This window comes from Kiritimatiellia bacterium (genome assembly GCA_018001225.1).
GTDB lineage: Bacteria > Verrucomicrobiota > Kiritimatiellia > CAIQIC01 > JAGNIJ01 > JAGNIJ01.
The window spans coordinates 20,210-38,311 of the sequence record JAGNIJ010000042.1; the positions used below are offsets into that span (position 1 = coordinate 20,210).

Consider the following 18,102-nt stretch of genomic DNA (forward strand, 5'->3'; position numbering starts at 1 on the left):
TTCAGCGCCCGAACAGCAGCAGGAGCAGCAGCGCGAGCATCAGCAAGGCAAATCCGATTTTCAATCCGCGCTGCCGGTCCGTGAGCGTCGGGAAGACATAGCCGCAGATCGGGCAGCGGTTGTTGTTCGCGGGCACGCGGCACGCGCAGGACGGGCATTCTCGATCGCCGAAGGACTTCGCGGCGTCCACCTTCATGGGGCCGGGTTGGCGGTCTGGGGTTCGTCGTCGGCGAACTTGTACACGGTCTCCCCCGGCCGCGCCAGGCCCAGTTCCTCGCGCGCAATCCTCTCGACGTAGTCCGGGTCGGTCTGCAGCCGCTCCTGCTGCTTCTGGAGGTGGTGGAGCATCTCCTCCTTCAGGCGGATCTCCTCCTGCAGGGCGATCTCCATGCGCCGGAGTTCCCGGTACTGGCGGATGGGCGGCGCGAACGCAGCCACCGCCCCGATCACGACCAGCACGCCGAGGGCGAGCCAGGCCGCCCGGTATAGACCCATCCAGAAACTCATGGCGGAAACCATGGTAGACCGCTCCCCCGTGCGGTCTCAACAGGTTTTTTCCGGGGGCCGGCGTTTTCGCCGGCCCCCGGGAGGAACATCAGCGCAACCCGTAAACGGCCTGGCGGCCCAGTTCGGCTTCGATGCGCAGCAACTGGTTGTACTTGCAGATGCGGTCGGTGCGGCTCAGCGAGCCGGTCTTAATCTGCCCGGCGTTTGTGGCGACCGCGATGTCCGCGATCGTCGCGTCCTCCGTCTCGCCGGAGCGGTGGCTGATCACGGATGTGTACTTGGCCTGCCGCGCCATCTCGATGGCGTCGAGGGTCTCCGTGAGCGTGCCGATCTGGTTGACCTTGATCAGGATCGAATTCGCAACGCCCTTCTGGATGCCCTTCTTCAGGAACTTCGTGTTCGTGACGAACAGGTCGTCCCCGACCAGCTGGATCCGTCCACCGAGACGGTCCGTCAGGATCTTCCAGCCGTCCCAGTCGCCCTCGGCCATGCCGTCCTCGATGCTGACGATGGGGTAGGCCTTGACCCACTTCTCCCAAAAGTCGGCCATCTGCTCGGAGGTCTTCTCGGACTTGTCGCTCTTCTTGAAGACGTACTTTTTCTTCTTGCCGTCGTAGAACTCGCTGGCCGCGGCGTCGAGGCAGATGAAGACGTCCTTCCCGGCCTTGTAGCCGGCCTCTTCGATCGCCTTCATGATCGCGTCGAGCGCCGCGACGTTGCTGGCCAGCGCGGGGGCGAAACCGCCCTCGTCGCCGACCGCCGTGCTCAAGCCCTGCTTCTTCAGCACGCTCTTCAGCGCGTGGAACACTTCAGCGCCCATGCGGAGGCCCTCGGAGAAGGAGGCGGCGCCCTTCGGGCAGATCATGAATTCCTGCACATCCACGGGGGCGTCGGAGTGCGCGCCGCCGTTCAGCACGTTCATCATCGGCACGGGCAGCACCTTGGCGTTCGTCCCGCCGATGTAGCGGTAGAGCGGCAGGCCGACGTGTTGGGCCGCCGCGTGCGCCGTCGCGAGGGAGACGCCGAGGATGGCGTTGGCGCCCAGCTTGCTCTTGGTCTCGGTCCCGTCGAGGTCGATCAGCTTCCGGTCGAGCCCGGCCTGGTCCAGCGCGTCGAAGCCGACGATCTCCGTCCCGATCGCGTCGTTGACGTGGGCCACCGCCTTCAGCACGCCCTTGCCGAGGTAGCGCTTCTTATCCCCGTCGCGCAGCTCGATGGCCTCGTTCTCGCCCGTCGAGGCGCCCGAGGGCACCGCGGCGCGGCCCTGCGCGCCGGACGCGAGTTCCACTTCCACTTCGATGGTCGGATTGCCCCGCGAATCCAGGATTTCCCGCCCCACGACATCCACGATTTCCGTCATGTTCTTCTCCCTTGGGTTGGCTTCAGAAAACGCGGAGAAGGTAGAGAAAGACAGGCCGGATTGCAAGAGCAACCCCCGGATCCCCCATCCGCGCGTAAGCCCTCGGACAGATCGTGGGAGCATGGACAAGACCCTGGGATGGCGGCGACGGAGGCCCCGACTTCGCCCCGCCTACGTCGGGCAAGCCGTCGCCCTCCACGAAGGGTCATCAAGACTCTCGAGATGATTCTTGTAGGAGGGCGGTCGGCCCCGACCGCCGCGTGGGCGCGGCGTCTCCAACGTCTTGTTCAACCGGTGGAGACGGGCCGCCCCCGGCCCGCCGGAAGCCCCGCACGGTTGGAACCGCCAGCGGGAGCCGACCGTATTTCTCTGCCGCGCCGGTCTCGATAAGGAATTCCGGCCCGTGCTTACTCGCCCGATACCGGGATGCGGCGGCCTTCCGCCGCGGCCTTCCGCGACTTGGGCAGGGTGATGTTCAGCACCCCTTTCTTGAACTGCGCCTTGACCTTGTCCGCCTCGATGCCGGCGGGCAGCGGGATCACCCGCTGGAACTGGCCATAGCTTCGCTCCGAGAGGTAGTAGCTTTTGTTCTTCTCCTCCCGCTCCTGCTTCTTCTCGCCTTTCACGGTCAGGACGTTTTCATCCAGGCTGACCTGGATGTCCTTCTCGTCCAAGCCCGGCAGTTCGGCCGTGACCTGCACGACCTCGTCCGTCTCGGCGACCTCGAACTTCGGCGAGACCCGCCCCTCGGTCCGCTCCCCCCGCAACGAGGGGAGCCCGGGCCCCCCGAATTCCCGGAGGAAGCCGTCGAACAGCTCGTTCATCTCGCGATGGAGCGCCTCGAACGGGTGGGACGGATCCCGGGCCAGGGCGGATTCGCTTTTCTTCCGCCAGGGAATCAGGCTCTTCATGCGCCGCCTCCTTCCTATTCCGCCTCCACCTTGATCCGTTTCGGCTGCGCGGCTTCCGCCTTCGGCAGCATGACTTCCAGGACGCCGTGCCGGATGCGGGCCTTGATCCTCTCGCGGTCCACCTCCGTCGTCAGCGTGAACGAACGCCGGAACACCCCGGGCCAGTGCCCGCGGTAGAGCAGTTCGAGGCCTTCGGGCTCCTGGACCTGCTGGCTGCCCGTCAGGGTCAGCACGTTGTCCTCGAGCGTCACGTCCACGTTCTTCTCGTCCACGCCGGGCATGTCGCAGAGGACCATCACGGCGTCCTCCCGCTCATAAATGTCCGTCGGGGGGAGGAACACCGGGCGATCCTGGGCCAGTTCGACGGCGCCCGTGGATTCTTTCTTTTGCGGTTGCAAGTCTTTCGCTGGTGTCGTCATGGTTCGGGTACTCCTTTTTTTATTCCGCCGCGATGGCGATCTTCTTCGGCTTGCTGGTTTCCGTGCGGGGTAGCGTCAGCGTCAACACCCCGTTCGTGCATCGCGCCGATGCGCGGGCGTTATCCACCTCGAAGGGGAGGCGGAAGGTGCGGACGAACTTGCCGAACCCGCGCTCCGCGCGGTGGCACACCACGTTGTCCGACGGCTCCTGCGCCTTGCGCTCGCCCTGGAGCGTCAGTTGGTCGCCCTGCACGGTGACCTCCACATTCTTCGGTTCCACGCCGGGCACCTCGGCCTGCACGACAACCTGATTCGCGTTGCTCCAGAGATTCACCGCCGGGAACGCCTCCCGCTCCTCGGTGCCATATCCCTCAAACAGGCGATTCACCTGCCGTTGCAGCGCCCGCACGCTCCCAAACGGATCCAGACTTCCCAATTCATGCCAGTACATGCTGTACTCCTTTCTTTTCAGCCGCTGCCATTTCCAATTTACACACAAAGCATTACACGTGCCAATTAATGCAAATAATCATATCGTATTAATTACAAGAAAGATGCGAATACAGATGCGAGCTAATACATGAGTCATTATGACGCTTTTGTGTGCGACGAAAGCGCAATTATGACCCATGTGTATCCGGGTGGCTTAAGATGGTGAACGTGGAGGAATGGGCGGTACAGGATTTGAACCTGTAACATCCAGCGTGTAAAGCTGGCGCTCTGCCAATTGAGCTAACCGCCCGAAATGGATAGCCACAGCCTAGCGGCCGGCCGGCCCAAGTCAAGGCCGGCCATTCTCATACCAAATCCGGGTGAGGGCGGGTAGATTTCGGGCTCGCAAGAGCTCGCCCCTCCATGATTCCTGCAACTGGAGGGCGGAGCTCTGCGACGCCGTTCGTACCGCCTCTCACCCGTACCTGGTATCATTCTGGGCAGAACAGCAGGCTCATAGCGCCTGCTGTGCCGTGGACGTCTGTTGAAAGTACAGCGGGGGCTGCGAACCCGCTGTGATCCGGGCGCCGAAAAGCGCCAAAAGTAGAATTGCTGACGCGGTGCGGGTCAGCGCCAGTTCCGAAAAAGATCCTCGAACCAGTTCCCGCGCGGCAGCGCCCGGCGTGTTGATGAAGGTCTCGCGGAGCGGTGCGCGTAGGGCGCCGGGCCGACGACGATTTCGTCCTCCTGGCCGGGCCAGGCGGGATCCGCGCTTTCGAAGGGCGCCGGGCCCCGGATCCTGGCGGCCTCCTGTTGCACGGCCATGCGGTATTCCGCGCCGGCCGCCTGGTAGATGAACAGCGCGATGAGCAGCAGCATGGGATTAAACTGGAAGAGGGCGATCAATCCGAACACGACGGCCGTGACGCGCCCGACTCCGGAAGCGATGTAGGTCGCGAGCAGGTGTCCCACTTTTGGCGTGAGCCACGCGCGGAAGATGCGCCCGCCGTCCATCGGGAAGGAGGGCAGCAGGTTGAACAGCGCCAGCATCAGGTTGACCCCTCCCAGCATCGCGAGCACTCGGGCGGAAGGCGCCATGCCGAGGCCGGCGGCCAGGTCCGACAGGAGCCGGCCGGCGAAGTACAGTCCCAGGCTGACCGCCGGGCCCGCGACGGCTACGTGAATCTCATCCCGCGGGCGGACGGGCATGCGCTCCAGTTGGGCGACGCCCCCGATGGGCAGCAGCATGATTTCCCGGACGCGGCACCCTTTGCGCAACGCCACCAGGGAATGGCCCAACTCGTGCAGGACGACGCTGGCAAAGAACCCAAGGGCGCCCAGCAGGCCGCCCAGGAAGGATACGGAGGCGATCCGCGCCACGCTCACCGCGGCAAAAGGCAGCAGGATCAGCAGCGTGACGTGGGCGTAGATCGGAATCCCCGCGACGCGGGCTATGCGGATGGCGCTCATGGTTCTTATCAAAACAAGCCCTGCAGCATCCCGCCCTCCACCGGCACAGCGGCGCCGGTGATGGCGGCCGCGCGGTCCGAGGCCAGGAACGCCACCAGGTCGCCGAGCTCTTCGGGGTTCTGGAAGCGGCCCTGCGGGAGCCGGGCGAGGATTTCCTGCGTCACCTGCTCGCGATTCCCGCCGGTCTGCCGCATGGTGTTTTCAATCAACTGGTCATATCGCGCGGTCCGGTACGCGCCGGGCAGGACGGTGTTGACCGTGATGCCGTCGGCGGCCACCTCGCGGGCGAGCCCCTTGAGATAGGCGGTCACGGCGGTACGGAAAACATTGCTCAGGACCAGGTTCGCCGCCGGCTCTTTCACCGTCAGGGAGGTGATCGTGACGATCCGGCCCCAGCGCCGCGCGCGCATGCCCGGGACGAAATGGGCGCACATGCGACGGACGTACGTCAGGAGCGAGTCACAGGCTTTACGCCAGGCGTCGTCGTCCGCGTCGAAGGTCCGGCCCGCCGGCGGGCCGCCGGTGTTGTTGACCAGGATGTCCACCGGGCCCCAGGCGTCCGCAGCCGCCAGGCACGCTTCCACGCCGCCGGCCGTGGAGAGATCCGCCGCGATGGTCAAGACCTTCGCGCCGGCGGGGAAGGTCTCCGCGGCCTGTCGGAGCCGCGCGGCCGACCGCGACACAATGGCCACCTCGCAGCCCTCCCGCGCGAGCGCGACAGCCGAGGCCAGGCCCAAGCCGGCGCTCGCGCCGCCGACCAGCGCCCTGCGATTCCGTATGCCCAAGTCCATGGTCGTCTCCCGGCTGCTGAACACTTGCTTTTTGTGCGCCTATAGGTACCTTACCCTACATGCCACGCAGATGCGCGGTTGACAAGCAAAGGAGAATCACGTGAACAGAATGCTCGTGGGTTGGGTCGCCTTGGTCCTGCTGTTTTCCCTGCCGCTTCAACAGGCCTCCGCCTTGTGGGGCAAGCCGAAGACCGCGACGGAATCCGGCAACGCGGACATGAAGCTGGGCGAGTACAAGGGCCTCAAGCACGCGATCGGCTGCAAGGACTTTGGCAACGAGGCCGGCTGGAGCGGCTCGTGGAATATCGGCAACAATCTTTCCATCATGCTGGAATCCGCCCTCTACGACACGGGCCGGTTCGTGATCGTCGAACGCGAGAAACTGCGGGACGTGCTGGAAGAGCAGGACCTCGTGGCCAGCGGCCGCGCCGCGGGCGCGAAGAAGGTCGCCCAGACGGGCATGGTCAGGCCGGCGAAGTACCTGGCGACGGGCGCGGTCACGGAGGTCGAGGAGTCGCAGTCCGGCGCGGACGGCGGCATCGCGTGGAAGGGCATCCGGGTGGGCGGCGGCCGCTCGGAGGCGCAGGTCACGGTGATCGTCAAGCTGATCGACACCACGACGGGCGAGATCGTGGCCAAGGAGCGTATCGTGGGCAAGGCGGGTAATACGGCCGTGCGCGTCGGGCTGGACATCGACCGGGTCAGCACGGAGCTCGGCGGGTTCGTGAAGACGCCCCTCGGGCAGGCGGCGCAGGACTGCATCAACCAGGCTTCGGCGTTCATCGCCAAGAAGATGGAAGAGTTCCCGTTCGAGGGCAGCGTGATCAAGGTTTCCGACAACGGGCAGGTCATCATCAACCGCGGTTCGGAGTTCGGCGTCGAGGTCGGGCAGGAACTCGTGATGGCGGAGCAGGGCGAGACGCTGATGGACCCGGACACCGGCGAGATGCTGGGCGAGGAGGAGGGCGAGGTGATCGGCAAGATCCGCGTGGCGAAGGTCTCCGAGAAGATTTCCTACGCGGACATCACCGAGGGCGAGCAGAGCCCGGCCGCGGGCACGGTGGTTCGCGCCCAGTAGTCGCAGGAGGGTGACAACGGCGAAAGGGGCGTCCCGGTACCCGGGGCGCCCTTATTCTTGGGATGGCTCGTCCGGCGGGTCCTTTTGTTCCTTCTTCAGGACCTCGGCTTCGGCCCGCAGGGGGGCGAGTTCCACGCCGCGCTGCCTGAGCTTCCCGGCGACGCTCTCGTTGTCCGGGTCGAGCACGAACGACCGCTGCCAGCGGGGCAGGGCCTCGTCTTCGCGTCCGAGTTTGTGCAGCGCGTCGCCGAGATGGTCCAGGATGGTGGGGTCCTCGGGCAGGAGTTCGGCGGCCTGGCTCAACTGTTCCAGGGCCTTCGCGTATTCGCCGCGCATGTAGTAGATCCAGCCGAGGGTGTCGATGTAGGCCGCGCTCGCCGGGTTGGCGGCCAGCGCCTTCTTCACGTATTCCTCCGCCCGGTCCAGTTGCGTTCCCTTCTCGGCCCACATGTAGGCGAGGTAGTTGTACGCGTCCGCGTACTCGGGATCCAGCTGGAGGCATTGCTCGAGCAGCTTCACCGCCCGGTCGAATTCCCCGTTCCGTTCCGCGGCCGCTCCGTACCAGAAAAAGAACTTCGCGTCCGGCGCGCGCCCGAGGAAGGGAGAATCCTCGGCGAATTCCTCCGCCTTCTCGAAGGCCGCCAGTGCCTCCGGGTAGGCCTTGCGCGAGCTCTGGAGCAGGGCGGTGTAGTAATACACGTCCGGATCCTTCGGCTGGAGGCGGGCCAGCTTCTCCAGGACGCGGACGCACCGCGCGACCGTCTCGTTGCCGTCCTGCTCGAAGGCGTGGTGCAGGTAGGCCTGCAGGTAGGCCGGGTTCAGCTTGACGGCCCGCCGCAGGTGCTGCGCGGCCTCGTCGACACGGTCGGCGGCCTCCGAGGTCAGCGCGAAGTTGAAATAGAAAAGCGCGCCCGGCGCCCCTTCTTTCTTGACGGAGAGTTCGTGGCGGCGCTGGAAGAGCTCCAGTGCCCGGGCGTAGTCCTTCATGTCGTAGTACACGTAGGCGAGCATCTCCAGCAGGGGGCCCTCCTCGGGCTTGGTCTCCAGGCCTTCGAGGAGCGTCCGCGCTGCCGCCTCGGGCTGCTTGAGGTCCTCGGTGAGGATGAGCGCTTTTCGCAGGATCGGGGTAGGGTCGTCGGGAAAGGCCTTTTCCGCCAGGCCGAAGTTAAGCAGGGCCTTCTCGGCGTCGCCTTTTTCGTGGTAGAGCTCGCCGAGATAGAAGAACAGGCGGGGATGCCCGGGGATGTCGCGGGTCAACTTCTCCAGGGTCTCGATGGCCTTGTCGCCCAGTTTCAGGAAGCTGAACGCCAGTTTCTGCCGCACGGCCAGGCTGTCCGGCGCTTCCTGCTCGACGGCCTCGAAATACTCCACCGCCCGCTCGATCTGCCGGTCGGCGATGTACAGGTCGCCCAGTTGAAAGAGGATCGAGGTATCCTCCGGGGCTTTCTCCCGAGCGCTTTCAAGCGCCCGGATGGCGGCCCTTCGCGCGTCCTCGGCCTCCCGCTTGTCGGTCGAAGCCTCGGCTTTTTCGGCATGCAGGCCGGCCAGCAGCCGAAGAAGGTCCAGCGGTTCGGATACGATCCGGCGGCCGGATTCCAGAAGGCGGATGGCTTCGTCGATACGCTTGTCCTGGACGAGCAGGGCGGTGAGCTCGACATACGGGTCGGCGTCCGCCGGTTCCCGCCGGATCAGGTCGCGGTACAGCTCGATCACCCGGTCGGTATGCTCGGCGGCGCGGTTGACGAGGATGGTCCAGCGCAGGATCTTGTCGGAGTCGGGGAGGACGCGGCAGGACTCCTCCATCACGCCGACGGCCTCGTCCACCCGCCGCTGCTGCAGGAGGAGCAGGGCGACGCGGAGAACCAACTCCTCGTTGGCCGGGTCGAGGCGGGCGGCGGCCTGGAAGTTGCTCAACGCGGAGACGTAGTCGCGGCGACGTTCGTCCAGCAGCCCCCGGCTGTAAAAGGCCAGCGCGGAGGCCTGGACTTCACCCTCGGCGCTCAAGGGCGCCAGGGCGGGCCCTTCGGGGTTTCCCACGACGGCGGGTGTGGAAACAGTGCGACACCCGCCGGCCGCGGCCAGCAGGAAAGCCGCCGCGAGCCACCGCCTGGAAAAAGCCTGCCGCATGCCCGATCTCCATTCCTGTGGGCCGCGCTACAACTCTCCGGCCCGGGGTGACCGGGTGCCAAACGGCTTCCCGGCGCGACGCCGGGAAGCCGTTCGACCCTGCCCGGAACGATCAACCCTTCTTGTGCCGCTGCGAACGCAGACGCTTGCGGCGTTTGTGCTTCGCCATCTTCTTGCGGCGCTTCTTTTTCACCGAACCCATGTTTTCTCCTTCGGCGCCCCGTCCCTTCGTCCGGTCAGGGCACCACCTTGTTCAACCCGATCTCGATAATACCTTCGGCCCCGGCCTCTTTCAATGCCGGGATGATCTCGCGCACCACGGGCTCCTCCACCACGGATTCCACGGAGAACCAGCCCGCGGAACTCAAGCTGTTGATCGTTGGCGCGTGCAGGGCGGGGAGGATGGCCAGGACCTGGTCCAGGTTCTTCTCGTGCACGTTGAGCTTCAGCAGGACCTTGGTCTCCGCGGCGAGGGCGCCCGAGAGCAGCAGCGCGAGCTGCTCGATCTTGCGCCGCTTCCAGGGATTCTTCCATGCCCGGCGGTTGGCGATCAGCTTGGTGGTGGATTTCAGCACCTCGTCCACGATCCGCAGGTTTGCCGCGCGCAGGGAGGACCCGGTTTCGGTCAGTTCCACGATGGCATCCACCAGCTCCGGCGCCTTGGCTTCCGTGGCGCCCCAGCTGAACTCGACATCGGCCTTGACCTTGTGCCGGCGCAGGTACTGCTTCGTGAGCGAAACGGCCTCCGTGGCGATGCGCTTGCCCCGGAGGTCCCGGACGGACTGGATCCGCGACTTCTCGGGCACCGCCAGGACCCAGCGCACGGGCCGCAAGCCCTGCTTGGCATAGATCAGGTCGGCGACCACGTGCACGTCCGACTGGTTCTCGAGTATCCAGTCGTACCCCGTGATGCCGGCGTCCAGCATGCCGTGCTCGACGTACCGGCTGATCTCCTGGGCGCGGATGAGGCGCCCCTCGAGTGCCGGGTCGTTGATCGTCGGCAGGTAAGACCGCGACCCGACCGACACGTTGAAGCCCGCCTTTTTCATCATCAGGAAGGTCGCTTCCTGGAGGCTTCCCTTCGGCAGGCCGAGCACGAGTTTCCTGTTCTTGTCCGTCATGGTCGTCTCCATCGGTTTGGCAGGGCGGCATCATAGGCGATGCCCCGCCGCGCGTCCACCGAGTTTATGCTGCGCGCCGGTCCCGGGCGTACCGGCACGCGTCCCGGAGCGGGCAGGCGGCACAGCGCGGACGCAGGGCGCGGCATGTGCGGCGCCCGTGACGAACCAGGTAGAGGTGCAGGGCCCGCATCCGGGTTTCGGGGATGAACGGCTCCAGGGCCGGTCCGATCCTGTCCGCAGGCGGCTTCGCGTCCACCCAGCCCAGCCGCCGCGTCACCCGCTCGACATGGGTATCCACCGGCATGACCGGACGGTCCAGGGCAAACAGGAGCACGCAGGCCGCCGTTTTGGCCCCGACGCCGGGCAGGCCGGTTAGCCACGCCCGCGCTTCCGGGGTGGGCATTTGTTGCAGCCGGGCCAGGCTCAACCGACCCTCGCGCTCGCGGATGAGGCGCAGCACCTGCCGGATGCGCGGCGCCTTGGTGTGCGCCAGGCCGCCGCTCCGGATCGCGTGCTCGATGTCTTTCACGGGCGCGCCGGCCGCGGCCGGCCAGTTCCGGAAGATCCTTTTCAGCTCACGGAAGGCGCGCCAGGAATTGATGTCGGAGGTGTTCTGCGAAAGGATGGTCTGGATCAGCGCATCGAGCGGAAGCAGCCGGCGCTGCGGGGGCAGGGGTCCGTAGGCACGAGCCAGCCGGCGGAAGACAAGGTCCGCGTCGCGCCGGGTCATAGGCGTATCACTTTTCCCGCCTGCAGGCTTACCCGGCCGGCCGCGAGCAGCGCCAGTGCCTCGGGGTAGGCGATGTGTTCCTGTTCCTGGATGCGGGCATGCAGGCTTTCAGGGGTATCGCCGGGGAGCACGGGAACCCGGCGCTGCAGGATGATCGGCCCCGTGTCCATGCCCTCGTCCACGAAATGGACCGTGCAGCCGGTTTCCCGGACCCCCGCCGCCAGGGCCTGTTTCCAGGCCTCGATCCCCGGGAAGGCCGGGAGCAGGGCGGGGTGGATGTTCAGGACGCGGCCGGGGAAGGCCTTCAGCAGTCCGCCCTTGATCATGCGCATGAAGCCGGCCAGGACCACCGTGTCCGCGCCGTGCTCCCGCAGCAGCCCGAGGACCCGGTCCTCCGCGGCGCCGTCCAGCTTGGTCCGGAATGGCGCGCCGTCCACGTGGAAGGCCGGCACTCCATGCGTTCGGGCCAGGTCGAGGATGCCGCTCCCGGCCGCGTCGGAGATGACGCACGCCGCGCGGGCGTCGAGCCGGCCGGCCCGGATCGCCTCCAGCACGCTGCGGGCGTTGCTGCCTTTTCCCGAGCCCAGTATGCCGAGCGAAAGCATGTCGGAAGCATACAAGGTTGGAGAGGCAGGGCAAGCGCGCGGGTGACGCCCCCGTATCCGCGTAGAAACCTAAAAAAAAGAGTTGAGTTTGCGGGGGGGCCGGGTAGATTACCGTCGCAGGCAGGAGAGCAGGCAGAAAGCAGCCGGATGGTCAGCAAACCTTCTTTCTGACAGCATAGCGAAAGCCCGAACGTGTAGGGTAATGCTGCCGGATACTCCCTCCGAACGACAAAAAGGAAAGCAAACAGATGGGTACAAGGTTATACGTGGGCAACCTCTCGTTCAACACAACCGAAGGAGAACTCCAGCGGTTGTTCGAACAGGCGGGCAAAGTGACGAGCTGCAATATCATCATGGACAAGTTCACCAACAAGTCCAGGGGGTTTGCCTTCGTTGAGATGAGTTCGCAGGACGAGGCCAACAAGGCCATTGCCACGCTGAACGGCAAGGAAGTGGATGGCCGGGCCCTGACGGTCAACGAAGCGCGTCCGCGCGAAGAGCGCCCCCGTGGCGACTTCGGCGGCGGTGGCGGCGGCGGCCGTGAGTGGAGGGGTGGCGACCGGCGGCGTTAATCGCTGACCTGTTTCCAGTACTAATCAAAAGGGCATCCTTCGGGATGCCCTTTTTTTGTCCCGCATTCCGATCCATCCGCGTAATCCGCGTTTTAGTCAGGGGTTCTCTCTCCGCGGCGCGGGGTTCACGTGCCGGAGAGGAACTCCGCCACAGCCTCGCTGACCGGCCCGTTGCCGCAAAAACGGCCGGCTCGGATCCGCTCCCCGAAGCGGGCCAGCCCGGATTCGAAGCTCCCGATGAAGCCCGCCGAAGGATTCGTGGAAAGCCGCATCCGGCCGTATCCCAGGCGCTCGACGTGCCAGGCGTTCAGGAATTGCTCGATGGCGCGCCGGATGGGGAAGGACATCACCGGCTTTCCGAAGTACAAGGCCTCGGCCATCAGGCTGTGCCCGCCGCCGCAGATGACGTAGCGGCAGGAGGCCAGGTCCTTCAGGAATTCCTCCTCCGCGTTGGGCTTGAACACCAGGTTGCCGTCCCGTCCCGTCCGGTCCAGCCCGTAGACGAACACGGGTCGGCCGATCTCGTTGAGGAACGGGACAAACCGCGCAAACGTCGAGTACCCCTGGTAGGCCAGGACATGCTCTCCCTCCCGGGGCGTGAACCCCGTTACGGCCGGGCGCAGCACGGGCGGGAGGATGCGCAGCGAGGCCGTCTCCGGCGCCCGGGGCGGCGGGAAGAAGGAGACGGCGATGTGCGATGTCGCGCCGCTGAACAGCCGGCGGATCGCCCAGACGGTGGCCAGGTATTCCGGGTATCGGCCCGGCGGGATCACCGGGCCGCAAAGGGGAATGATGTGCTGGTGATCCAGCGACAGGCAGCGCACCCGGCGTTCCCGGGCGACGGCCGGGACCACGCACTCGTAGTCCGTCAGCGTCGCGTCGGGCCGGAACCGGTCGAAGAGCTCCCGCACGGAACGCAGGCATTCGCCGCGCCGCCGCCGGAACCGGATCAGGCTGGCCAGCGTGACCAGCGCGCGGACCCGGTGCCCCGTCACCACGGTCTCCGGGTTGGGGCACTCGAAGACCGGGTATTCGCGCCGGAGCAGTTCCAGCCCGGTCCCGTGGCTCACGAACTGGAACTCGTGCCCGGGGAAAAGCCGGGCGACCGCCAGCGCGCGGATGGCATGCCCGTGACCGGTCCCGTGAACTCCGTAGAGGATTCGCGCCATGTTGAGGGGAGCATAGAAGAGGCCGGGAAGCGTGTCCGCAAGAAAGTGGTAAACATTTCGGGGCCGTTGTGGTTGACTGCGCGGCATGGAATGGATCGTACCGGGTTGGCTGATGGTCCAACTGCTGGGGCTGGGCGCGCTGGTCTGGGCCGGAGGCCGCCGGCTGAAGAAGCCGTCCGCTCCCGCGGCCGTAGCCGCGTGGCCCGCCGTGTCCGTCGTGGCCCCGATCAAGGGCCTGCCGCCCGACGCCGGGGCAGGGCTTCGCTCGATCCTGGCGCAGGACTACCCCGACGCCGAGTTCCTGCTGGTCACGGAAGACGAGAACGACCCGTCCGTGCCGCTGGTCCGGGATTGCCTGGCCGGCGCTCGTGGCCGGCACGTCGTCGCGGGGCGCGCATCGGCGTGCGGACAGAAAAACTTCAGCCTGCTCGCCGGCGTCCGCGCCTCCGATCCAGGCCGACCGGTCCTGGTTTTCTGCGACGCCGGTCACACCGCGCCCCCGGACTGGCTGCAAAAACTGGTCGCGCCGCTGGCGGCCGGGGAAACCGGGATCGCCACCGGATACCATTTCGTGTACCCGCGGCCTCCTTCGGTCCCGGTGGCCGGCCGGGCGATCACCGTGCTCCTCCTGCACCTGCTCCAGCAGATCCCGGGCCTGACCCAGCCCTGGGGCGGCGCTATCGCCATGACGCGGGCGTTGTTCGAGAAACTGAAACTCGACGAGTTCTGGAGCCGGCAGGTGGTGGACGACGTATCCCTGGCGGTCCTGTTGAATCGAAACGGGATACCGGCGCGGCCGGCGCCCGAGGCCCTGTCGCGCACCGTGCTGGAAGCGGAGTCCTGGGCCGAATGGAGCGACTGGCTGACCCGCCAGCTTTTTTATCTGAAGCTGTACTTCCCCGTCTCGTGGTGTTTCGGCGGCCTGCTGGGATACGGGATGGCGGTATTTCTGCTCATCTGCCCTTTTTCCGCGATCGGCGCTATGCCGTGGGCGCTGCTCCTGCTGCTGATCGCGGCGATGCGGACCTTCCATCCGTCACCCGGGCCGCTGGGCCGCTGGATGGCCGGGGGCGTGGCGGCCGTCTTCATGGCCTGCGCCTGCCACCTGCGGACGCTGTTCATGCGCCGGCTGGTGTGGCGCGGCATCGTCTATGAGATCGGCCGGGACGGAACGGTTCGCGTGACCGAGCCGTAAGCGGGGCTCCGCCCGGCAAACGGGCGGTTCGCGGTCGTCTTCATCCTGTAGCCGTCGCCGTTTCCCATCGTCCCACCCTGCCGCCGTTGTTGTCTGGATGGAGGCAAGCGGCAAACGTCACGCGTCACCTGCGGTTTTGCCGCTTCGGCAAAACCGTAAGGTGTCCGCGATGGTTCGGTCATCTGTAGATTTCTTTCCGATGTCCGACGGCGACCACGAACACGATCAGCAAGTCATCTTCGATCGTATAGAGGATTCTATAGTCGCCTTGTCTGAGGCGGTACTGTTCAAGGCCGGAGAGCTTCTTGGACTGGGGTGGGCGGGGATCGTCGGCCAGCGATTCGATCGCCAAGATGATTCTCTGAAGATCTTTCTTGGGAATGGACGCAAAGTCTTTTTGGACGCTTCTCTTAAGCTCGATCCTATATTTTCCCATTTCGTTTCAGCTCCTTTAGGGCGGATTCGAACGAAATGGTGGGTTCATGTGCTCTTTTTGCGAAGATCTCTAGATCGTCGAGATCCTCGTGAAGAGCCGTGGATACAGCTTCGTTAACTATTTCGGATACGCTGCGAGAGGTCTCGGCAGATTTCAGCCGCAACACGCGATGAAGCGATGGGTCGAAGTACACCGTTGCTCGTTTAACTGCGACGCTCATGTTTGTTCTCCTGTTTCTGATAACAACATAGCGTTATGACGTTATAATGTCAAATTATTATCTGACCGAACGCTAGCCATGTGCCGACTGTTTCCGCGCCCCGCGGAAACAGTTAGGCACAATGGCCTTGTTCGCACGGTTCAGCATTTGGATTTACTGCTATTATCGGCTTCAAGTGCTCGTATTTTCTTGTCCTGCACCTCAAGTAATTCAGACCGAAATTCTTCCAATAGACTTTTCCGTAATTCATGTAGTTTTGGAGCAATATGCTCGATGATACGCATTGCGCAACTTTTCTCAGTTCTTGTTACCACTTTGTGATGTGCCGCCAAATATACGCTTAGATGAATGCCAAGAATCAGTCGCTGATCTTGAGGATTATAGTCTCTTAGGGCTTCTTCTGCCGCCGTTAATTGACCCGATTCTATTAGTCCAGATACAAACCAGAACATTCTAAGCGATGACACGCTTTCGTTCTTTACTCCGTTCAGATCAATCATCTTAATAAACTCATCACGTTTATCGGTGAACAGATTGCTTGCCACTGCTTCTCGAGCGTACAAGTAGTATCGCAAGAAAGCATGAAGCGGATGCAACGCGCCCGACACAACCTTTTGTTGAAAGTCAGCAAATACCGATGCCAAGCTGTTTATAACCCAGGATAGCGCCGGGATCTTTTCCGCAACTGTTGACAGATAACTTGCTTGCGTCGCAAGCCCAAGGGTTATGGCTGCATCATATAATGCAGGCGGCGGAGCGCTTGACAGTTTGTCCTCTAATTCAAGAATCATTTTCCCTTGTCCGGGGTTTTCACCAAAGAAGAACACGAGAGGCATTCTCCACCAGCCATCTATAACAAACGATTCAATCTTTTCTGCATTCGTCACAGCTCGTCCAGCAAAGAATTCTTGAAGCATCAAATGACGGAATTCAATATTATCGTCAAGCACCCGAAATAGTGATGATCTGTTTATTATCTCATCAGTTAACATTTCTATGTCAGCTTTGTGCCCTCTGTTTTCTAGTTCATGAGCAATAAGATGTTTAAACTCATGAATGGAGATAGATGTCGTTCTTCGGGCATGCATTACTGCAGCAATCTCTCTTAGTATATAGTCCTTTAAAGGAGCATGATATTGCTGATCCAATCCTTTACTTTCGTCCCATCGTCCGAGCATGTACTCTGTAAACTTTTTAAATAGCTCTGTAATATTTGCAGGTATATCACGGCGCCCGCCCTCTGTACCCGCTGCAAACACCGTTACGATCAGTGGATTGAGCTCAATTCCGTGCACTTCCTGTAACTTTCGCAGGAATTCTTCGGCATCTTCATGTTTCAGGGCTTTTGGCTTAACAAGACGCTTAATTATTGCCTTTGCCTGCTTATAGTTCATTGAGCTAATTGTAAATGTAGCAAATCTTGCCAAGCCTGGATTATTCTTAACGCTAATTGTATCTCTTGACGTGATTATTATTTGACATAATGGATATTGCACGTGAAATTCGCATATTCTTCTGACCGCCTGCTTCTGCGACTCCAGATTTGCAAGCTCATCTAAAGCGTCAACAAATAAAACGACCTTGCCAGTGGTTAGATCGTCCGTTTTGAATGGCACCTTTATACTTCCAGCAAGCGCCTCAGTGCATGCATACATTAAATCAAGGACGTTTGTGCTTGCGTACTTATCAATATGATTTGCTTTCAGAAAGACAGGTATTCGTGAATTGTCGGGATCGCTTTCATATTTCTCGCATAGCATATATATCATTCTGAGCATGGCGGTCGATTTGCCGGCGCCTGCGCTTCCGAGCAAGAGAATCAAACGTTCCTTTCGCGATGTGAGCGATATGACCGGCAAATCAACAACATCCGGCACTTGCTTGATTTCACCCGCTACTTTCAGTGGCTTTAACTCATACTTAACAGCCCTGATAGGGGCATAATACTCATTTGATGCAGCAACAGGGGGCAGATTTGAAGCAATCAGCTCTCCCTTTGTAAACAATTGAGTGTTCTTCTCAATTGCTTCTCGCACAGCTTTCAAATACGGAAATATGTTTGCATCGATATTGAACCAGAACTCTGGATAGTGTTCGTCAATGTCAGGGATCAGATCATCGACATCCATAAAGACAAGACGTGGATCATTTACGTCAGCGATAATGTGAGATCTCGCGTTCTCATTTATTTTACCGCTTACACACAATACTACCTTCGTCGGGCGTTTTCTTTCCTTTGTTTTAACAAGCATAATTGACGACTCTTTTGCCGTTTTAAGCTGGGTTATTGCTTGGACAATATTATGCGCCACTTTTGCACCCATATTCATGTTCCCCCGCTTGGTCTGAACGGCGTAAAGGTCCGTAAGTCCCAAGGGGTCGCGGCCAACAAATATCGCATCTTTCCCAGCCTCCAGAGGGCCGCATAGGTCGCGGCCATCCTCCAGTTTACGCCTCAGAAATAATGGACGAACAACTTTGTCGCGAAAGTCATCTTCCGATAGAGAAAGAAGGTATCGCTCCTTCTTATACCGAGATAACGATTTGGCACGTTCAATCAATTCTGAATTCATTATCTACCTCCCTATTCATGTGCGAACGTCCACGCTCTCCCTCACCTTGACCGTCCGCGGCAAGGTGTAGGTGAGTAGCGTGTTGTTGGGCCATCTTGCCTCATTGCTGTGCCCGGAGTCCATCCCGCAGTTTCTCCGCAATCCGATCCCGTAGGCTCTTCGGGGCGAGCACCTTCACGTCCGGCATCCAGGACAGGACCCAGCGTACCAGTTCCTTGCGTCCTGTCGTCTCCATCCGCATCTCGACGCAGCCGTCCGCTCGTGTCCGGAACTCCTGCGATGGGTGCCATTGCCGCTCGGTGATGTAGACGGCCAGTTTCGGATCGAATAGCAGCCGGACCCTGATGGGCTTCTCGCCGCCGACGATGCCGAAAGCCTGCCGGGCG

The 18,102-nt window shown here is 62.5% G+C and carries 21 protein-coding genes and 1 tRNA gene; 3 read left to right on the top strand and 19 right to left on the bottom strand.

What is annotated here, in order from left to right; translation table 11 throughout:
• Position 1: 1 nt before the first annotated feature.
• The 9 genes from KA248_12900 to KA248_12940 all read right to left on the bottom strand — a co-directional run bounded on the left by KA248_12900 (position 2) and on the right by KA248_12940 (position 5,890).
• A complete protein-coding gene (locus KA248_12900; protein ID MBP7830803.1) occupies positions 2 to 196 on the bottom strand; it encodes a hypothetical protein in 195 nt (64 codons plus the stop codon).
• Complete coding sequence (locus tag KA248_12905) at positions 193 to 507, bottom strand: septum formation initiator family protein (GenBank protein MBP7830804.1); 315 nt, start codon at positions 505 to 507, stop codon at positions 193 to 195. Before KA248_12905 ends, KA248_12900 begins: the two co-directional genes overlap by 4 nt.
• An 88-nt stretch (positions 508 to 595) precedes the next feature.
• Positions 596 to 1,867, bottom strand: coding sequence for a phosphopyruvate hydratase (gene eno / locus KA248_12910; GenBank protein MBP7830805.1), 1,272 nt, complete (start codon positions 1,865 to 1,867; stop codon positions 596 to 598).
• A gap of 407 nt (positions 1,868 to 2,274) precedes the next feature.
• Positions 2,275 to 2,778 (bottom strand): Hsp20/alpha crystallin family protein, encoded by a 504-nt coding sequence (locus KA248_12915; GenBank protein ID MBP7830806.1) that lies wholly within the window; start codon positions 2,776 to 2,778, stop codon positions 2,275 to 2,277.
• Positions 2,779 to 2,792: 14 nt separating this feature from the next.
• Positions 2,793 to 3,197: an Hsp20/alpha crystallin family protein gene (locus tag KA248_12920; GenBank protein MBP7830807.1), complete on the bottom strand. Its 405-nt coding sequence runs from the start codon at positions 3,195 to 3,197 to the stop codon at positions 2,793 to 2,795.
• Positions 3,198 to 3,216: 19 nt separating this feature from the next.
• Positions 3,217 to 3,648, bottom strand: a complete 432-nt coding sequence (locus KA248_12925; protein MBP7830808.1) for an Hsp20/alpha crystallin family protein — start codon at positions 3,646 to 3,648, stop codon at positions 3,217 to 3,219.
• A 218-nt stretch (positions 3,649 to 3,866) separates the two neighbouring features.
• Positions 3,867 to 3,939: transfer RNA gene (locus KA248_12930), tRNA-Val, on the bottom strand.
• 317 nt (positions 3,940 to 4,256) lie between these two features.
• The gene (locus tag KA248_12935; GenBank protein ID MBP7830809.1) at positions 4,257 to 5,099 is read right to left on the bottom strand and encodes a site-2 protease family protein; all 843 of its coding nucleotides are present in this window, start codon (positions 5,097 to 5,099) and stop codon (positions 4,257 to 4,259) included.
• Between the two features lie 8 nt (positions 5,100 to 5,107).
• Entirely contained in the window at positions 5,108 to 5,890 is a 783-nt protein-coding gene (locus tag KA248_12940; GenBank protein MBP7830810.1) for an SDR family oxidoreductase, read from the bottom strand.
• Positions 5,891 to 5,990: 100 nt separating this feature from the next.
• Here KA248_12940 and KA248_12945 point away from each other — a divergent pair, with 100 nt between their 5' ends.
• A complete protein-coding gene (locus KA248_12945) occupies positions 5,991 to 6,968 on the top strand; it encodes a hypothetical protein (protein MBP7830811.1) in 978 nt (325 codons plus the stop codon).
• A 51-nt stretch (positions 6,969 to 7,019) separates the two neighbouring features.
• Here KA248_12945 and KA248_12950 read toward each other — a convergent pair whose 3' ends face one another.
• From KA248_12950 to KA248_12970, 5 genes are all read right to left on the bottom strand, one after another.
• Positions 7,020 to 9,095: a tetratricopeptide repeat protein gene (locus KA248_12950; protein ID MBP7830812.1), complete on the bottom strand. Its 2,076-nt coding sequence runs from the start codon at positions 9,093 to 9,095 to the stop codon at positions 7,020 to 7,022.
• A gap of 112 nt (positions 9,096 to 9,207) precedes the next feature.
• Positions 9,208 to 9,297 (bottom strand): AURKAIP1/COX24 domain-containing protein, encoded by a 90-nt coding sequence (locus KA248_12955; GenBank protein ID MBP7830813.1) that lies wholly within the window; start codon positions 9,295 to 9,297, stop codon positions 9,208 to 9,210.
• A 34-nt stretch (positions 9,298 to 9,331) separates the two neighbouring features.
• Positions 9,332 to 10,216, bottom strand: coding sequence for an ATP phosphoribosyltransferase (locus tag KA248_12960; protein ID MBP7830814.1), 885 nt, complete (start codon positions 10,214 to 10,216; stop codon positions 9,332 to 9,334).
• A gap of 64 nt (positions 10,217 to 10,280) precedes the next feature.
• Positions 10,281 to 10,946 (bottom strand): endonuclease III, encoded by a 666-nt coding sequence (locus tag KA248_12965; protein MBP7830815.1) that lies wholly within the window; start codon positions 10,944 to 10,946, stop codon positions 10,281 to 10,283.
• Entirely contained in the window at positions 10,943 to 11,551 is a 609-nt protein-coding gene (locus KA248_12970) for a phosphoribosylglycinamide formyltransferase (GenBank protein MBP7830816.1), read from the bottom strand. Before KA248_12970 ends, KA248_12965 begins: the two co-directional genes overlap by 4 nt.
• Positions 11,552 to 11,799: 248 nt before the next feature.
• On the opposite strand from KA248_12970, the gene KA248_12975 reads away from it, so the two are divergent.
• Positions 11,800 to 12,123: an RNA-binding protein gene (locus tag KA248_12975; protein MBP7830817.1), complete on the top strand. Its 324-nt coding sequence runs from the start codon at positions 11,800 to 11,802 to the stop codon at positions 12,121 to 12,123.
• A 125-nt stretch (positions 12,124 to 12,248) separates the two neighbouring features.
• On the opposite strand, the gene KA248_12980 is transcribed toward KA248_12975, so the two are convergent.
• Positions 12,249 to 13,292, bottom strand: a complete 1,044-nt coding sequence (locus KA248_12980; GenBank protein MBP7830818.1) for a hypothetical protein — start codon at positions 13,290 to 13,292, stop codon at positions 12,249 to 12,251.
• 85 nt (positions 13,293 to 13,377) lie between these two features.
• Between KA248_12980 and KA248_12985 the strand changes: the two genes are divergently transcribed.
• Entirely contained in the window at positions 13,378 to 14,487 is a 1,110-nt protein-coding gene (locus tag KA248_12985) for a glycosyltransferase (protein MBP7830819.1), read from the top strand.
• Between the two features lie 178 nt (positions 14,488 to 14,665).
• Here the strand turns inward: KA248_12985 and KA248_12990 are convergent, their stop codons facing one another.
• The 4 genes from KA248_12990 to KA248_13005 form a co-directional block, all read right to left on the bottom strand.
• Positions 14,666 to 14,923 carry a type II toxin-antitoxin system RelE/ParE family toxin gene (locus KA248_12990; protein ID MBP7830820.1) on the bottom strand — a complete coding sequence of 86 codons (258 nt, stop codon included), beginning with the start codon at positions 14,921 to 14,923 and terminating at the stop codon, positions 14,666 to 14,668.
• Positions 14,910 to 15,143 (bottom strand): CopG family transcriptional regulator, encoded by a 234-nt coding sequence (locus tag KA248_12995; protein ID MBP7830821.1) that lies wholly within the window; start codon positions 15,141 to 15,143, stop codon positions 14,910 to 14,912. Before KA248_12995 ends, KA248_12990 begins: the two co-directional genes overlap by 14 nt.
• A 140-nt stretch (positions 15,144 to 15,283) precedes the next feature.
• Complete coding sequence (locus KA248_13000) at positions 15,284 to 17,716, bottom strand: NACHT domain-containing protein (protein ID MBP7830822.1); 2,433 nt, start codon at positions 17,714 to 17,716, stop codon at positions 15,284 to 15,286.
• Between the two features lie 100 nt (positions 17,717 to 17,816).
• Positions 17,817 to 18,102: WYL domain-containing protein (locus KA248_13005; protein MBP7830823.1), on the bottom strand; the 286-nt coding region annotated here is incomplete at its 5' end.

Coding starts and splice junctions, on each gene's coding strand:
- KA248_12980 (MBP7830818.1), bottom strand. CDS start 13,292: ATGGCGCGAATCCTCTACGGAGTTCACGGGACCGGTCACGGGCATGCC.
- KA248_12965 (MBP7830815.1), bottom strand. CDS start 10,946: ATGACCCGGCGCGACGCGGACCTTGTCTTCCGCCGGCTGGCTCGTGCC.
- KA248_12940 (MBP7830810.1), bottom strand. CDS start 5,890: ATGGACTTGGGCATACGGAATCGCAGGGCGCTGGTCGGCGGCGCGAGC.
- KA248_12950 (MBP7830812.1), bottom strand. CDS start 9,095: ATGCGGCAGGCTTTTTCCAGGCGGTGGCTCGCGGCGGCTTTCCTGCTG.
- KA248_12990 (MBP7830820.1), bottom strand. CDS start 14,923: ATGGGAAAATATAGGATCGAGCTTAAGAGAAGCGTCCAAAAAGACTTT.
- KA248_12915 (MBP7830806.1), bottom strand. CDS start 2,778: ATGAAGAGCCTGATTCCCTGGCGGAAGAAAAGCGAATCCGCCCTGGCC.
- KA248_12905 (MBP7830804.1), bottom strand. CDS start 507: ATGAGTTTCTGGATGGGTCTATACCGGGCGGCCTGGCTCGCCCTCGGC.
- KA248_12900 (MBP7830803.1), bottom strand. CDS start 196: ATGAAGGTGGACGCCGCGAAGTCCTTCGGCGATCGAGAATGCCCGTCC.
- KA248_13000 (MBP7830822.1), bottom strand. CDS start 17,716: ATGAATTCAGAATTGATTGAACGTGCCAAATCGTTATCTCGGTATAAG.
- KA248_12955 (MBP7830813.1), bottom strand. CDS start 9,297: ATGGGTTCGGTGAAAAAGAAGCGCCGCAAGAAGATGGCGAAGCACAAA.
- KA248_12960 (MBP7830814.1), bottom strand. CDS start 10,216: ATGACGGACAAGAACAGGAAACTCGTGCTCGGCCTGCCGAAGGGAAGC.
- KA248_12985 (MBP7830819.1), top strand. CDS start 13,378: ATGGAATGGATCGTACCGGGTTGGCTGATGGTCCAACTGCTGGGGCTG.
- KA248_12935 (MBP7830809.1), bottom strand. CDS start 5,099: ATGAGCGCCATCCGCATAGCCCGCGTCGCGGGGATTCCGATCTACGCC.
- KA248_12995 (MBP7830821.1), bottom strand. CDS start 15,143: ATGAGCGTCGCAGTTAAACGAGCAACGGTGTACTTCGACCCATCGCTT.
- KA248_12925 (MBP7830808.1), bottom strand. CDS start 3,648: ATGTACTGGCATGAATTGGGAAGTCTGGATCCGTTTGGGAGCGTGCGG.
- KA248_12970 (MBP7830816.1), bottom strand. CDS start 11,551: ATGCTTTCGCTCGGCATACTGGGCTCGGGAAAAGGCAGCAACGCCCGC.
- KA248_12975 (MBP7830817.1), top strand. CDS start 11,800: ATGGGTACAAGGTTATACGTGGGCAACCTCTCGTTCAACACAACCGAA.
- eno (MBP7830805.1), bottom strand. CDS start 1,867: ATGACGGAAATCGTGGATGTCGTGGGGCGGGAAATCCTGGATTCGCGG.
- KA248_12920 (MBP7830807.1), bottom strand. CDS start 3,197: ATGACGACACCAGCGAAAGACTTGCAACCGCAAAAGAAAGAATCCACG.